The following is a 14972-nucleotide window of genomic DNA, read 5'->3' as shown; positions in this document are numbered from 1 at the left end:
AGATAGTAACAAGAAAATAAACCGAAACGCTGTGAATATTTAATGAGTTAGGTCGAAAGGCCAAAAATAAGGTTAAGTTAATAAGGGCGCACGGTGGATGCCTTGGCACTAGAAGCCGATGAAGGACGTGACTAACGACGAAATGCTTTGGGGAGCTGTAAGTGAGCAATGATCCAGAGATGTCCGAATGGGGGAACCCGGCAGGTAATGCCTGTCACTCATTACTGTTAAGGTAATGTAGAGGAAGACGCAGTGAACTGAAACATCTAAGTAGCTGTAGGAAGAGAAAGCAAAAGCGATTGCCTTAGTAGCGGCGAGCGAAACGGCAAGAGGGCAAACCGAAGAGTTTACTCTTCGGGGTTGTAGGACTGCAACGTGGACTTAAAGATTATAGAAGAACTACCTGGGAAGGTAGGCCAAAGAGAGTAATAGCCTCGTATTCGAAATAGTCTTTATACCTAGCAGTATCCTGAGTACGGCGAGACACGAGAAATCTCGTCGGAATCTGGGAGGACCATCTCCCAACCCTAAATACTCTTTAGTGACCGATAGTGAACCAGTACCGTGAGGGAAAGGTGAAAAGCACCCCGGGAGGGGAGTGAAATAGAACCTGAAACCGTGTGCCTACAACAAGTTCGAGCCCGTTAATGGGTGAGAGCGTGCCTTTTGTAGAATGAACCGGCGAGTTACGATATGATGCGAGGTTAAGTTGAAGAGACGGAGCCGTAGGGAAACCGAGTCTTAATAGGGCGCATTAGTATCATGTCGTAGACCCGAAACCATGTGACCTACCCATGAGCAGGTTGAAGGTGAGGTAAAACTCACTGGAGGACCGAACCAGGGCACGTTGAAAAGTGCTTGGATGACTTGTGGGTAGCGGAGAAATTCCAAACGAACTTGGAGATAGCTGGTTCTCTCCGAAATAGCTTTAGGGCTAGCGTCGATGTTAAGTCTCTTGGAGGTAGAGCACTGTTTGGGTGAGGGGTCCATCCCGGATTACCAATCTCAGATAAACTCCGAATGCCAATGAGATATAATCGGCAGTCAGACTGCGAGTGCTAAGATCCGTAGTCGAAAGGGAAACAGCCCAGACCACCAGCTAAGGTCCCAAAATATATGTTAAGTGGAAAAGGATGTGGGGTTGCACAGACAACTAGGATGTTAGCTTAGAAGCAGCTATTCATTCAAAGAGTGCGTAATAGCTCACTAGTCGAGTGACCCTGCGCCGAAAATGTACCGGGGCTAAAACATATTACCGAAGCTGTGGATACCTTTATAGGTATGGTAGGAGAGCGTTCTATGTGCGAAGAAGGTGTACCGTGAGGAGTGCTGGAGCGCATAGAAGTGAGAATGCCGGTATGAGTAGCGAAAGACAGGTGAGAATCCTGTCCACCGTAAGACTAAGGTTTCCAGGGGAAGGCTCGTCCGCCCTGGGTTAGTCGGGACCTAAGGAGAGACCGAAAGGTGTATCCGATGGACAACAGGTTGATATTCCTGTACTAGAGTATATAGTGATGGAGGGACGCAGTAGGCTAACTAAACCAGACGATTGGAAGTGTCTGGCCAAGCAGTGAGGTGTGATATGAGTCAAATGCTTATATCTTTAACATTGAGCTGTGATGGGGAGCGAAGTTTAGTAGCGAAGTTAGTGATGTCACACTGCCGAGAAAAGCTTCTAGCGTTAATTATACTCTACCCGTACCGCAAACCGACACAGGTAGTCGAGGCGAGTAGCCTCAGGTGAGCGAGAGAACTCTCGTTAAGGAACTCGGCAAAATGGCCCCGTAACTTCGGGAGAAGGGGCGCTGACTGATGGTCAGCCGCAGTGAATAGGCCCAAGCAACTGTTTATCAAAAACACAGCTCTCTGCTAAATCGTAAGATGATGTATAGGGGGTGACGCCTGCCCGGTGCTGGAAGGTTAAGAGGAGTGCTTAGCGTAAGCGAAGGCATGAATTGAAGCCCCAGTAAACGGCGGCCGTAACTATAACGGTCCTAAGGTAGCGAAATTCCTTGTCGGGTAAGTTCCGACCCGCACGAAAGGCGTAATGATTTGGGCACTGTCTCAACGAGAGACTCGGTGAAATTTTAGTACCTGTGAAGATGCAGGTTACCCGCGACAGGACGGAAAGACCCCATGGAGCTTTACTGCAGTTTGATATTGAGTATCTGTACCACATGTACAGGATAGGTAGGAGCCTATGACCTCGGGACGCCAGTTTCGAGTGAGGCGTTGTTGGGATACTACCCTTGTGTTATGGCTACTCTAACCCAGATAGGTTATCCCTATCGGGGACAGTGTCTGACGGGCAGTTTGACTGGGGCGGTCGCCTCCTAAAAGGTAACGGAGGCGCCCAAAGGTTCCCTCAGAATGGTTGGAAATCATTCGCAGAGTGTAAAGGTATAAGGGAGCTTGACTGCGAGAGCTACAACTCGAGCAGGGACGAAAGTCGGGCTTAGTGATCCGGTGGTTCCGTATGGAAGGGCCATCGCTCAACGGATAAAAGCTACCCTGGGGATAACAGGCTTATCTCCCCCAAGAGTTCACATCGACGGGGAGGTTTGGCACCTCGATGTCGGCTCGTCGCATCCTGGGGCTGTAGTCGGTCCCAAGGGTTGGGCTGTTCGCCCATTAAAGCGGCACGCGAGCTGGGTTCAGAACGTCGTGAGACAGTTCGGTCCCTATCCGTCGCGGGCGTAGGAAATTTGAGAGGATCTGCTCCTAGTACGAGAGGACCAGAGTGGACTTACCGCTGGTGTACCAGTTGTTCTGCCAAGAGCATCGCTGGGTAGCTATGTAGGGAAGGGATAAACGCTGAAAGCATCTAAGTGTGAAGCCCACCTCAAGATGAGATTTCCCATGATTTTATATCAGTAAGAGCCCTGAGAGATGATCAGGTTGATAGGTTAGAAGTGGAAGTGTGGTGACACATGTAGCGGACTAATACTAATAGCTCGAGGACTTATCCAACGAAAGTAACTGAGATATATTGACAACGATTTGGTTTCTTGATACAGTATAGATATTCAATTTTGAGTTGAGAATACTCAGAGTTAAGTGACGATAGCCTAGGAGATACACCTGTTCCCATGCCGAACACAGAAGTTAAGCCCTAGTACGCCTGATGTAGTTGGGGGTTGCCCCCTGTTAGATACGGTAGTCGCTTAGCAAATAGGGAGTTTAGCTCAGCTGGGAGAGCATCTGCCTTACAAGCAGAGGGTCAGCGGTTCGATCCCGTTAACTCCCATTTAGCGGGTGTAGTTTAGTGGTAAAACTACAGCCTTCCAAGCTGTTGTCGCGAGTTCGATTCTCGTCACCCGCTTTATTTGGAAACAAATATCCAAGCATTTAGCTTGGGCGCGTAGCTCAGATGGTTAGAGCGCACGCCTGATAAGCGTGAGGTCGGTGGTTCGATTCCACTCGTGCCCATTATATGGTCCGTTGGTCAAGGGGTTAAGACACCGCCTTTTCACGGCGGTAACACGGGTTCGAATCCCGTACGGACTATATTTTATGGAGGATTACCCAAGTCCGGCTGAAGGGAACGGTCTTGAAAACCGTCAGGCGTGTAAAAGCGTGCGTGGGTTCGAATCCCACATCCTCCTTATAATTAACGCGGGATGGAGCAGCTAGGTAGCTCGTCGGGCTCATAACCCGAAGGTCGTAGGTTCAAATCCTGCTCCCGCAATATGGCTCGGTAGCTCAGTTGGTAGAGCAATGGATTGAAGCTCCATGTGTCGGCGGTTCGATTCCGTCTCGCGCCATTTATTTATATTTGGGAAGGGTAGCGAAGAGGCTAAACGCGGCGGACTGTAAATCCGCTCCTTCGGGTTCGGGGGTTCGAATCCCTCCCCTTCCATAGTTACGGGCATAGTTTAAAGGTAGAACTAAGGTCTCCAAAACCTTCAGTGTGGGTTCAATTCCTACTGCCCGTGTTAATAAGGTGGCGAATGTGGTGAAGTGGTTAACACATCAGATTGTGGCTCTGACATTCGGGGGTTCGATTCCCCTCATTCGCCTATTTTTGGGGTATAGCCAAGCGGTAAGGCAAGGGACTTTGACTCCCTCATGCGTTGGTTCGAATCCAGCTACCCCAGTAAAACTTTGCCGGCGTGGCGGAATTGGCAGACGCGCTGGACTCAAAATCCAGTGTCCGCAAGGACGTGCCGGTTCGACCCCGGCCGCCGGTATAAGTTGCACTCCATAAGGAGTGTTTTTTTGTATATAGGAGTTATTTTTTATGTCTGATAAATTTAAGCTTCTTTTAAAACAAATTCATTTTCCACAGCATGAGGAAGCTTATAATGAAATTAAAAGTGGTTCTATTGAATCAGTAAAGCTATTTAAATCAAAACGTCAGTGGTTTTTTGTTTTTTCTTTCAGAAATCTACTGTCATATGAGACTTTCACTCTTTTTGATAATCTGCTTCATTCTTCTTTTGATTCTTTAGGGGCTAAAGTTTCATATATGATTAATGTAGAAGATATTTCTTGTGATCAATCTTTACTTGAAGCTTATTTTTCATATGCTTTAGATATTTTAAAATCATCACACTTTTCAATCTATTCCCTATTCTCCAATTTGGGGATTGAGATTTCTAATAATAGTATTTCTGTTAAGGCTCCTGCGCATATCCTTAGAGAGAATTTACATGAGAGATTTATAGTCCTGATTGCTGATGTTCTTTCGAATGTTGGTTTATCTAATGTTTCTATTTCGGTTCTTGAGGATAAAGAAGCTTCATCCTTTCTTGAAGAGGCTTACGAGACAAATAAGATCTCCTTACAAGAAGAAGCAGAATCTCAAGCTAGACAAGCACTTCAATCAATTGTTCAAAGTTCGCCGGTACCACCACCTCAGAAGCATCAGGCCCAAAATTTTGCTGAGAAACAAAGTCAACGAGTTGCAAGCTTTGATAAGGCTGAGATTACTCCAATGATTGAAGTCAATTCTGAAGAAAATAGGATTGTTTTTGAAGGATATATTTTTGATGTGGAGCAACGTGAAACGAAAACAGGTAGGATTATAATAAATTTTAAGGTAACTGATTATACCTCTAGTTTTGCTATGCAACGTTGGGTGAAGGATAGCGAAGAACTTGTTAAGTTCGGTATGATCAAAAAAGGAAACTGGGTAAGAGTTCGAGGTCGTATTGAGAATAATCCTTTTACACATAGTTTGACTATGAATGTACAAGATATTAAGGAAATTTCTCATACTCCTCGTAAGGATTTGATGCCCGAGGGACAGAAGCGAGTTGAATTTCATGCTCATACTAACATGTCAACTATGGATGCTATACCAACAGTTGAAGAGCTTATCGATACAGCGGCTTTTTGGGGACATCCAGCAGTTGCGATAACAGATCATGCAAATGTTCAAAGTTTTCCTCATGGATACCATAAAGCTAAGAAAGCTGGAATTAAGGCGATTTTTGGTCTTGAAGCCAATCTTGTTGAGGACAAAGTTCCTATTGTTTATAGTTCCGAAAATTTGGAATTAAAAGAAGCAACTTATGTTGTATTCGACGTAGAAACAACAGGTTTGTCTGCTGTTCATAATGATTTGATCCAGATTGCGGCATCAAAAATGCATAAAGGTAATATTGTTGAGCAATTTGATGAATTCATTGATCCAGGATATCCGCTTTCTGCGTTTACGACTGAATTGACTGGTATTACTGATAATCATGTTAAAGGTGCCAAACCTTTAGTGCAAGTTTTACAGGAGTTTCAAGAATTCTGTAAAGGAGCTGTGCTAGTCGCCCACAATGCGACCTTTGACGTTGGGTTTATGAATGCCAATTATGAAAGACATCAGTTACCGACAATCTCACAACCGGTTATTGATACTTTAGAATTTGCACGGAATCTTTATCCTGAGTATAAACGTCATGGTTTGGGTCCTTTGACAAAGCGTTTTGGCGTTGCCTTGGACCACCACCACATGGCCAACTATGATGCGGAAGCAACAGGTCGTTTGTTGTTTATTTTCATTAAAGATGTATTCGAAAAGCATGGATTGACTAATCTGGAACAGTTGAACACAGAATTGGTCTCTGATGATTCGTATAAGAAGTCTCGTGTCAAACATGCGACGCTATATGTTCAGAATCAAACGGGTTTGAAGAATATCTTTAAATTGGTAAGCCTATCAAATGTATCATATTTTGAGGGAGTAGCCCGTATTCCTCGTAAGGTTTTAGATGAGTATCGTGAGGGAATCATAGTCGGTTCCGCATGTGCAGATGGTGAAGTTTTTGATACTCTCTTGTCTCATGGTATTGATAAGGCAGTTGAAGTTGCTAAATACTATGATTTTATTGAAGTTATGCCACCAGCGATTTATGCGCCATTGATTGCAAAGGATTTAATCAAGGATGAGGGAGCTATAGAACAACTTATTAGGGATTTGATTGAAGTTGCTAATCGTCTTGACAAGCCTGTGCTTGCTACGGGAAATGTACATTATATCAATCCTGAAGATGCCATTTATCGTGAAATCATTGTTCGTGCTTTGGGACAAGGAGCTATGATCAATAGGCCAATTGGTAAGGGGGAAAACGCTCAACCTGCTCCTCTACCGGAAGCTCATTTTAGAACAACCAATGAGATGCTAGATGAATTCGCCTTTTTGGGGAAAGACTTAGCCTATGAGATTGTTGTAGCTAATACACAAGCTATGGCAAATCAAATCGAAGAGGTTGAAGTCGTCAAAAAAGACTTGTATACACCTTATATTGATCGTGCAGAAGAACAGGTTGCAGAGATGACTTATGCTAAAGCATTTGAGCTTTATGGTAATCCTTTGCCTGATATTATTGACTTGCGGATTGAGAAAGAGTTGTCCTCAATTCTTGGTAATGGATTTGCCGTAATATATCTGGCATCGCAGATGCTGGTGAACCGTTCAAATGAACGTGGCTACCTGGTTGGCTCTCGGGGGTCTGTTGGCTCTAGTTTTGTTGCAACAATGATTGGAATTACTGAGGTAAATCCTATGCCACCTCATTATTTATGTCCTAAATGCCAACACTCAGAGTTTATCACGGATGGTTCTTATGGCTCTGGCTTTGATTTGCCTGATAAGGAGTGTTCAGAATGTGGAACTGAGTATAAAAAAGATGGTCAGGATATTCCTTTCGAGACCTTCCTCGGTTTTGATGGGGATAAGGTTCCTGATATTGATTTGAACTTCTCAGGAGATGATCAGCCGTCGGCTCACTTGGATGTACGTGATATTTTTGGAGAGCAATATGCCTTCCGTGCTGGAACGGTAGGTACTGTTGCAGATCGGACAGCTTATGGTTTTGTCAAGGGTTACGAACGTGATTACAATAAGTTCTATCGTGATGCTGAGGTTGATCGTTTGGCTATGGGTGTTGCTGGGGTTAAGCGAAATACAGGTCAGCACCCAGGTGGTATCGTTGTTATTCCAAATTATATGGATGTCTATGATTTTACACCTGTTCAATATCCGGCTGATGATGTAACTGCTGCTTGGCAGACAACTCACTTTAACTTCCACGATATCGATGAGAACGTGTTGAAGCTAGATATTCTGGGACATGATGATCCGACTATGATTCGTAAGTTACAGGACCTATCAGGAATTGATCCAAAGGATATTCGAGCAGATGATCCGGATGTGATGAAACTTTTTTCAGGGACTGAGGTTTTAGGGGTAACGCCTGAACAAATTGGGACCTCAACGGGCGTGTTGGGAATCCCTGAGTTTGGGACTAACTTTGTTCGTGGTATGGTCGAAGAGACGCATCCGACGACCTTTGCGGAACTCTTACAGTTATCTGGTTTATCCCATGGTACAGATGTTTGGTTGGGTAATGCACAAGATTTGATTAAGGAAGGTATTGCCACCCTGAAAACAGTTATCGGTTGTCGTGACGATATCATGGTATACCTAATGCATGCAGGGTTAGATCCTAAGATGGCCTTTACCATTATGGAACGTGTGCGTAAGGGAATGTGGTTGAAAATTTCTGAAGAAGAGCGAAATGGTTATATTCAAGCCATGCGTGAAAATAATATTCCGGACTGGTATATTGAATCTTGTGGTAAAATCAAGTACATGTTTCCTAAAGCCCATGCGGCTGCCTACGTTATGATGGCCCTTCGCGTAGCTTATTTCAAGGTGCACCATCCTATTTATTACTATTGTGCTTACTTCTCGATTCGAGCCAAAGCATTTGAGCTTAAGACTATGTCTGCAGGGCTCGATGCTGTTAAAGCTCGAATGGAAGATATTAAGGAGAAGCGCCAACGAAATGAAGCGACTAATCTTGAAAATGACTTGTTTACAACGCTTGAAATTGTCAATGAAATGTTAGAACGTGGCTTTACTTTTGGCCAGTTAGATCTTTATAAGAGTCAGGCGACTGAATTTTTGATTGAAGGAGATACCTTGATTCCTCCGTTTATCGCACTTGAAGGTTTGGGTGAAAACGTTGCGAAGCAATTGGTTGCTGCGCGTGAAGAAGGGGAATTTCTCTCCAAAACAGAATTGCGTAAACGAGGAGGCCTATCATCAACCTTGGTTGAAAGATTAGATGAAATGGGCATTCTAGGAAATATGCCAGAAGATAATCAGTTAAGTCTTTTTGATGATTTCTTTTAATAGCTAAAGTGAATTGTCATCAACCTTGAGAGAATGGAGTCAGTCTCCGTTCTCTTTTTGTTTAGATATCTGTATGTGATGATAAAAAGCCAAAGCTGATAGAAAACTTTTTTCTTCGTCTTATGGTATACTGATAGAAAATTACAGTTTCAAGGAATTAATCATGGTTTTACCAAATTTTAAAGAAAATCTTGAGAAATATGCTAAATTATTGGTTGCTAATGGGATTAATGTGCAGCCTGGTCACACAGTGGCCTTGAGCATTGATGTAGAACAAGCAGAGCTGGCTCACCTCTTAGTAAAAGAAGCTTATGCTTTAGGAGCAGCTGAGGTAATTGTTCAATGGTCGGATGATACTATTAATCGCGAGCGTTTCTTGCATGCAGAGACGAATCGAATCGAAGAGGTTCCAGCTTATAAAAAAGCGGAGATGGAATATTTGTTAGAAAAGAAAGCAAGTCGTTTAGGAGTCCGTTCTTCTGATCCAGGTGCCCTTAATGGTGTAGCTCCTGAACGTCTATTTGCTCATGCTAAGGCTATTGGAGCGGCCTTTAAACCTATGCAGGTAGCAACTCAGTCTAATAAGCTTAGTTGGACAGTAGCTGCAGCAGCAGGTAAAGAATGGGCTAAGAAGGTCTTTCCTAATGCTTCGAGTGATGAGGAAGCCGTAGATTTACTTTGGAACCAAATTTTCAAGACCTGTCGTGTTTACGAAAAGGATCCTGTACGTGCCTGGAAGGAACATGCTGATCGTTTAGATGCTAAAGCACGTATACTCAATGAAGCACAATTCTCAGCCCTTCATTACACAGCACCAGGAACAGATTTGACCCTTGGTTTGCCGAAAACCACGTTTGGGAGTCTGCAGGTGCAATCAATGCCCAGGGAGAGAGCTTCCTTCCTAATATGCCAACAGAAGAGGTCTTTACGGCACCAGATTTCCGTCGTGCATATGGTTATGTCTCAAGTACAAAACCACTAAGCTATAATGGTAATATTATTGAGGGAATCAAAGTAACATTCAAAGATGGTGAAATTGTAGATATTACAGCAGACCAAGGTGAGAAAGTGATGAAGAATCTCGTCTTCAACAATAATGGGGCGCGTGCTCTAGGTGAATGTGCCTTGGTACCAGATTCAAGCCCTATTTCACAATCTGGGATTACCTTCTTCAATACCCTCTTTGATGAGAATGCATCCAACCACCTAGCTATTGGAGCAGCCTATGCGACCAGTGTTGAGGGAGGAGCAGATATGACAGAAGAGGAACTTAAAGCAGCTGGTCTTAACCGTTCTGATGTACATGTAGATTTTATGATTGGCTCAAATCAAATGAATATTGATGGCATCCACCATGATGGTAGCCGTGTACCAATCTTCCGAAATGGTGATTGGGTGATTTAAGTATTGTGGAGGATTTCTCATGATTGGAAGTATGATAGTTGGTTTTCTAATTGGCCTTATTGCCTCTGCTATTTCGAATAGAGGAGAACATATGGGTTGCATTGGTAAGACCTTTGTAGGATGGTTTGGTGCATTTGTTGGTCAGCTTCTTTTTGGAAATTGGGGACCAATGCTAGCAGATACAGCTATAGTTCCTTCGGTATTAGGTGCTGTTATCTTATTAGCCCTTTTTTGGAATCGTAATAGTTAGAAATGAAAGAGTTCTGAGATATTGGTTAGATATCTCAGAATTCTCTTTTTCTTATTTTTTTCATTTTTATATACCACTTTTAGAAAAACTGTGGTAGATTATTAAAAATAGCATCTATTTGGAAAGGACTAGAATGAGTGATCTAGATAAAAACATGGCTGTAAAAAGTATGGTTGTTATGCGTAAGGCTTTTCGGACCATCGATGCCAAAGGTTTCTGAGACCTTTAAAGAATTTAATTTGACACCAACTCAATTTGGAGTCATGGATATGCTTAATGCCAAGGGGCGTATGAAGATTAGCGAATTAATTGATTGCATGCTTGCCACTTCGGGTAATATGACTGTCGTCATTAAAAACATGGATAAAAAGGGTTGGTTGATACGAAAAGCCTGTCAAACAGATAAGCGTGCTTTTGAGATTGATTTGACGGATGAGGGACGCCGTATTATCCAAGCAGCAATCCCCCACATCAGCGAGCAATTGATGAGACTTTTTCCGTTTTGTCTCCTGACGAACAGTCCCAATTGGTAGAGCTTCTGAAAAAATTTAAGAATGTCTGAGCAGAGATTTCTTTATATTTATACTAAAATCAATTATATTACTACGTAGTAGTAAAAATGATTATTAGAAATACAAAGGAAATTTATCATGAAAAACATTCTATTTATCGTTGGTTCTCTTCGTAAGGGATCATTTAACCACCAATTAGCAGAAGAAGCTGAGAAAATGCTAGCTGGTAAAGCTAATGTTTCTTATCTTGAATATAGTCAAGTACCTGTTTTTAATCAGGATTTAGAAAGTCCAATTCTTCCTGTTTTGACAGAAGTTCGAGAGCAGATCTTGGCTGCTGATGCTATCTGGATTTTCTCACCGGTTTATAATTTTTCAATTCCTGGGCCAGTGAAAAATTTGCTTGACTGGTTGAGTCGTGCCCTTGATCTATCAGATCCTTCAGGACCATCAGCTCTTCAAGATAAGATTGTAACTGTATCATCAGTTGCTAATGGTGGTCACAATCAACTTTTTGATGCCTACAAAGAATTGTTACCATTTATCCGTACCCAAGTAGTTGGTGATTTTACAGCGACACGTGTAAATGATACAGCCTGGGTAGATGGAAAATTCGTAGTAACAGAAGAAGTTCTTGAAAGCCTTCAGAATCAAGCTGAGGCTTTGATTGAAGCGATTAAATCAGAATAATTAATACCCCGAGCCTTCTGTACTGACCCCAAAAAGTTAGACAATTAATTTACACAAAGGATTTAGTTCTGTATTGCACAGGACTGAGTCCTTTTAATTTTACCTTGATTAGTTTGTTATTGTAATAATCAATATAGTCTACAATAGCTTGTTCCAATTGCTCAAGTGAGTGAAACGTCTTCTCGTAACCATAAAATATCTCAGACTTAAGAATGCCAAAGAAGGACTCCATCATACCATTGTCTGGACTATTTCCCTTACGTGACATGGACGTCTGGATCCCTTTATCCTCTAAAAATTGATGTTAATACTGATGTTGATATTGCCAACCTTGGTCACTAAGGTTATCTACTTTCTTGCCAACTTCTCCTTGGTATGAAGAATACTTGCGTTTACGACGAATTTGGGAACTTAAACCAAGGAGCTTCATCAGACGTTGGACCTTCTTCTGGTTCACTACAAAACCACGATTCCTCAATTCCAGAGTTATTCGGCGATAGCCATAATTTCCTTTATGCTCATAATAAATTTCTTGAATTTCGCCTTTAGTCTCTTTATCTTTGTCGTGCCCATCTAGTGGTTTCAACTGATAATAGTAAGTCGAGCGAGATAAATTGTATTTATCTTTGCCAAATCATAAGAAAAGTGCAAAGCTTGTTTTTCTGAACTTGATTTTGACCCTGATTAGTTATCGTAAAATTTACCAAGCGACTTATTTATTGAATGTTTGGAGAAAATCATAACTTATCAAGATATATTTGCGACGATTTGCTTGAATTTCTCGAAAAAATTATTACCCATATCGCGAAAGTGGGTTAGATGACCATTCTGATTTGGAGCATTATATTGCTTGCGTCGAAGAAGTTGGCAATCCGACCATTGTTGCTTTTTTAAAGGCAAATCTATCAAGTCTTTTTGACCAAAACTAAACAAATAAAAACCGCCCTTACAGAGATTAGATAAGAGTGGTTCTTTTTGTGTCATGAAAAGAGTTTTGTTTAAAGTTTATTATTAAGGGTTGCTTATTAAATAAGTGGCAAAAGCAAAAAAATAAGAATAGGTAATAAAATAATTAAGCGGTTCAACATAGTAGATTTCCTCCTTAGATTACAACCCCATTTTAGCAGAGGAATTGATGAAATCGGTTTATTTGCAAATCTGCAAATGAAAATACTTTAATTATTCTTTTTTTAGGTTATTTATTCCTCGATATGAATACTCAAAGTATCAGTGTCAATGCTTGCTTGTGCGCCGATAGTGATTGTAAAGAGTGGCTGAGTGTGGGCAAAATCAAGGTCATACATGACAGGAATGGTTTTAAGAAGTGGGTGCTTGTCTAGGATATAGGTTAATATTTCGGGTGTCATTTGGCATTCCTTTGGGAAGCGTCCGATAAGCACCGCTTTTGGATTGGGGTAAGCTTGTAAAATGGCTGCTAAATTGCGGTCAAAATCATGATAGTCATCTTCTTCTGCCTCTTCTAAGAAAAGGATATAATCGTTGACTTGAGGGGCGTAAGGTGTTCCGCGAAGGAGTCCAAAAGTAGATAAATTTCCACCAATAATGGTGCCAGAAGCTTTCCCTGCGTTGTAAATTTTCCATTCTGTTGGCATAAAATGGCGTGGTTGTGTTGGGTCATACCAAGGGTCGCTTGAGCACTCTTGACTTGGAACAAGGTCATAAGCTGATTTTGTCATGGCATTTAACCAAGCCTTTATCTGGTAATCTTGACCTTCTTTCATTTTAAAACTAGAATATGACAGTCCCATGTAAGTGAGGTTTCCAGTTTTAGCAAAAATAGCATTCAAAAAGGCTGTCGAATCCGAAAACCCACAAATGATTTTAGGGTGTTTGGCAATTAAGTCGTAGTCAATATAGGGCAACAGTTCGTTAGAATTAAAACCACCAATCGTAGCCAGAATAGCATCAACAGAGTCATCAGCAAAAGCAGCGTGCAAATCAGCAACACGGCTCTTGATTGAAGAAGAAGAGAGCATATCAGATTCTAAATAATGTTCTGAAAATGACACACGAAATCCTAGATTTTCTAACGTTTCTTTGGGAGAAAGGTTGGCTTCAAATCCACCCAAGCGAGCAATTGAATCTGACGGACTGAGTACGCGAATGTGACTGTTAGGACTTAGTTTTTTCATAAAACACCTCCAAAGATTTTTAGTATTGTAGCATAAATCCCGTATTTTACAAGGAAATAGAATCGGTAAGATAAGTTCAGAATTTAAGAAAACTACTTGACGTCATTTAGATTTTAAGGTAGAATATTATTCGTTATGGCGGTATAGCCAAGTGGTAAGGCACGGCTCTGCAAAAGCTTGATCGTCGGTTCAAATCCGTCTACCGCCTTTGTATAATGTGTTTACACACAAAAAGCCCGATTCTGTCGGGCTTTTGTTTTCGTAATAAGGGAACAATAATTTATCATGGCAGATATTTTATGATAGGAAGTATGCAAAAATCTTTGCCAAAATACTTTAAAGAAAAGCTTTTTTAAGGTCGCATTTGACTTGTCAAAATTGGGCTTTTATGGTAAAATATGATAGTTGTATTATGCAACAAATACTCATTCTGGATGTATTGTGAACCTGTTGCTCTTTATGGGTGGGTTTGCAAGATGAAGTCTGGGAGAGGAGAAAACAATTTTTTAAGGAGAAATACTCATGGCAGTAATTTCAATGAAACAACTTCTTGAGGCTGGTGTTCACTTTGGTCACCAAACTCGTCGCTGGAATCCTAAGATGGCTAAGTACATCTTCACAGAACGTAACGGAATCCACGTTATCGACCTGCAACAAACTGTAAAAATGGTTGAAACAGCTTACGAATTCGTTCGTGAAGCAGCAGCTAACGATGCAGTAATCTTGTTCGTTGGTACTAAAAAACAAGCAGCTGAAGCAGTTGCTGAAGAAGCAACTCGTGCTGGTCAATACTACATCAACCACCGTTGGTTGGGTGGTACTCTTACAAACTGGAATACTATCAAAAAACGTATCGCTCGTTTGAAAGAAATCAAACAAATGGAAGCTGACGGAACTTTCGAAGTTCTTCCTAAGAAAGAAGTTGCACTTCTTAACAAACAACGTGCACGTCTTGAAAAATTCTTGGGTGGTATCGAAGATATGCCTCGTATTCCAGATGTAATCTACATCGTTGACCCACACAAAGAACAAATCGCTGTTAAAGAAGCTAAGAAACTTGGTATCCCAGTTGTAGCAATGGTTGATACAAACGCTGATCCAGATGAGATCGATGTAATCATCCCAGCTAATGATGATGCTATCCGTGCCGTTAAATTGATCACTTCAAAAATGGCTGACGCTATCATCGAAGGTAATCAAGGTGAAGACGCTTCTGCAGATTTCCAAGAAGCAGCTGCAGCTGATTCAATCGAAGAAATCGTTGAAGTTGTCGAAGGTGACAACAACTAATCTTTAAGATTGGTTAGGGCGTGTTGCCCACTAAAGAT

Annotated in this window: 5 protein-coding genes, 13 tRNA genes, 2 rRNA genes and 3 pseudogenes; 21 read left to right on the top strand and 2 right to left on the bottom strand. The window is 41.7% G+C overall.

The annotated features are described in order from the left end of the window. Positions 1-70 precede the first annotated feature (70 nt). The 19 genes and pseudogenes from NST05_RS09620 to NST05_RS09530 all read left to right on the top strand — a co-directional run bounded on the left by NST05_RS09620 (position 71) and on the right by NST05_RS09530 (position 11491). Positions 71-2970, top strand: a 23S ribosomal RNA gene (locus tag NST05_RS09620). 83 nt (positions 2971-3053) lie between these two features. After that, positions 3054-3169, top strand: a 5S ribosomal RNA gene (gene rrf, locus NST05_RS09615). Between the two features lie 5 nt (positions 3170-3174). Beyond that, a tRNA-Val gene (locus tag NST05_RS09610) sits at positions 3175-3247 on the top strand. A gap of 4 nt (positions 3248-3251) precedes the next feature. Continuing rightward, positions 3252-3322 (top strand) — tRNA-Gly (locus NST05_RS09605). A gap of 33 nt (positions 3323-3355) precedes the next feature. Continuing rightward, a tRNA-Ile gene (locus NST05_RS09600) sits at positions 3356-3429 on the top strand. Positions 3430-3435: 6 nt separating this feature from the next. Then, positions 3436-3507: transfer RNA gene (locus NST05_RS09595), tRNA-Glu, on the top strand. 8 nt (positions 3508-3515) lie between these two features. After that, positions 3516-3605, top strand: a tRNA-Ser gene (locus tag NST05_RS09590). Positions 3606-3614: 9 nt separating this feature from the next. Next, positions 3615-3688, top strand: a tRNA-Met gene (locus NST05_RS09585). A gap of 3 nt (positions 3689-3691) precedes the next feature. Then, a tRNA-Phe gene (locus NST05_RS09580) sits at positions 3692-3764 on the top strand. A gap of 14 nt (positions 3765-3778) precedes the next feature. Further along, positions 3779-3859 (top strand) — tRNA-Tyr (locus NST05_RS09575). A 5-nt stretch (positions 3860-3864) separates the two neighbouring features. Beyond that, positions 3865-3935 (top strand) — tRNA-Trp (locus NST05_RS09570). Positions 3936-3946: 11 nt separating this feature from the next. After that, positions 3947-4019, top strand: a tRNA-His gene (locus NST05_RS09565). A 6-nt stretch (positions 4020-4025) separates the two neighbouring features. Further along, a tRNA-Gln gene (locus NST05_RS09560) sits at positions 4026-4097 on the top strand. 9 nt (positions 4098-4106) lie between these two features. Beyond that, positions 4107-4190: transfer RNA gene (locus NST05_RS09555), tRNA-Leu, on the top strand. 50 nt (positions 4191-4240) lie between these two features. Beyond that, on the top strand, positions 4241-8635 hold the full coding sequence (locus tag NST05_RS09550) for a PolC-type DNA polymerase III (RefSeq protein ID WP_084828417.1): 4395 nt from the start codon (positions 4241-4243) through the stop codon (positions 8633-8635). Between the two features lie 163 nt (positions 8636-8798). Beyond that, a pseudogene (locus NST05_RS09545) lies at positions 8799-10039 on the top strand (aminopeptidase). Positions 10040-10058: 19 nt separating this feature from the next. Continuing rightward, the gene (locus NST05_RS09540; RefSeq protein WP_014727289.1) at positions 10059-10289 is read left to right on the top strand and encodes a GlsB/YeaQ/YmgE family stress response membrane protein; all 231 of its coding nucleotides are present in this window, start codon (positions 10059-10061) and stop codon (positions 10287-10289) included. Between the two features lie 133 nt (positions 10290-10422). Next, positions 10423-10851, top strand: a pseudogene (locus NST05_RS09535) (MarR family winged helix-turn-helix transcriptional regulator). An 88-nt stretch (positions 10852-10939) separates the two neighbouring features. Next, a complete protein-coding gene (locus tag NST05_RS09530; protein ID WP_011225289.1) occupies positions 10940-11491 on the top strand; it encodes an NAD(P)H-dependent oxidoreductase in 552 nt (183 codons plus the stop codon). 49 nt (positions 11492-11540) lie between these two features. Here the strand turns inward: NST05_RS09530 and NST05_RS09525 are convergent. After that, positions 11541-12104 (bottom strand): annotated as a pseudogene (locus NST05_RS09525) (IS3 family transposase); the annotation flags it as partial. Between the two features lie 586 nt (positions 12105-12690). Beyond that, entirely contained in the window at positions 12691-13644 is a 954-nt protein-coding gene (locus tag NST05_RS09520; protein WP_084828418.1) for a S66 family peptidase, read from the bottom strand. 137 nt (positions 13645-13781) lie between these two features. Here NST05_RS09520 and NST05_RS09515 point away from each other — a divergent pair. Together NST05_RS09515 and rpsB are read left to right on the top strand one after the other, a co-directional pair. Next, positions 13782-13852 (top strand) — tRNA-Cys (locus NST05_RS09515). Positions 13853-14166: 314 nt separating this feature from the next. Next, on the top strand, positions 14167-14934 hold the full coding sequence (gene rpsB, locus NST05_RS09510; protein ID WP_082308795.1) for a 30S ribosomal protein S2: 768 nt from the start codon (positions 14167-14169) through the stop codon (positions 14932-14934). The last annotated feature ends 38 nt before the right edge of the window (positions 14935-14972 follow it).

The sequence above is a fragment of the Streptococcus sp. FSL E2-3494 genome, assembly GCF_038007085.1.
GTDB classification, from domain to species: domain Bacteria; phylum Bacillota; class Bacilli; order Lactobacillales; family Streptococcaceae; genus Streptococcus; species Streptococcus thermophilus.
The sequence above is the reverse complement of the archived record's forward strand: the minus strand, read 5'-3'. Positions and strand labels throughout refer to the sequence as shown.

Excerpts from the sequence above, each read along its gene's own strand:
- NST05_RS09550 (WP_084828417.1), top strand. The coding sequence starts at position 4,241 with ATGTCTGATAAATTTAAGCTTCTTTTAAAACAAATTCATTTTCCACAG.
- NST05_RS09540 (WP_014727289.1), top strand. The coding sequence starts at position 10,059 with ATGATTGGAAGTATGATAGTTGGTTTTCTAATTGGCCTTATTGCCTCT.
- NST05_RS09530 (WP_011225289.1), top strand. The coding sequence starts at position 10,940 with ATGAAAAACATTCTATTTATCGTTGGTTCTCTTCGTAAGGGATCATTT.
- NST05_RS09520 (WP_084828418.1), bottom strand. The coding sequence starts at position 13,644 with ATGAAAAAACTAAGTCCTAACAGTCACATTCGCGTACTCAGTCCGTCA.
- rpsB (WP_082308795.1), top strand. The coding sequence starts at position 14,167 with ATGGCAGTAATTTCAATGAAACAACTTCTTGAGGCTGGTGTTCACTTT.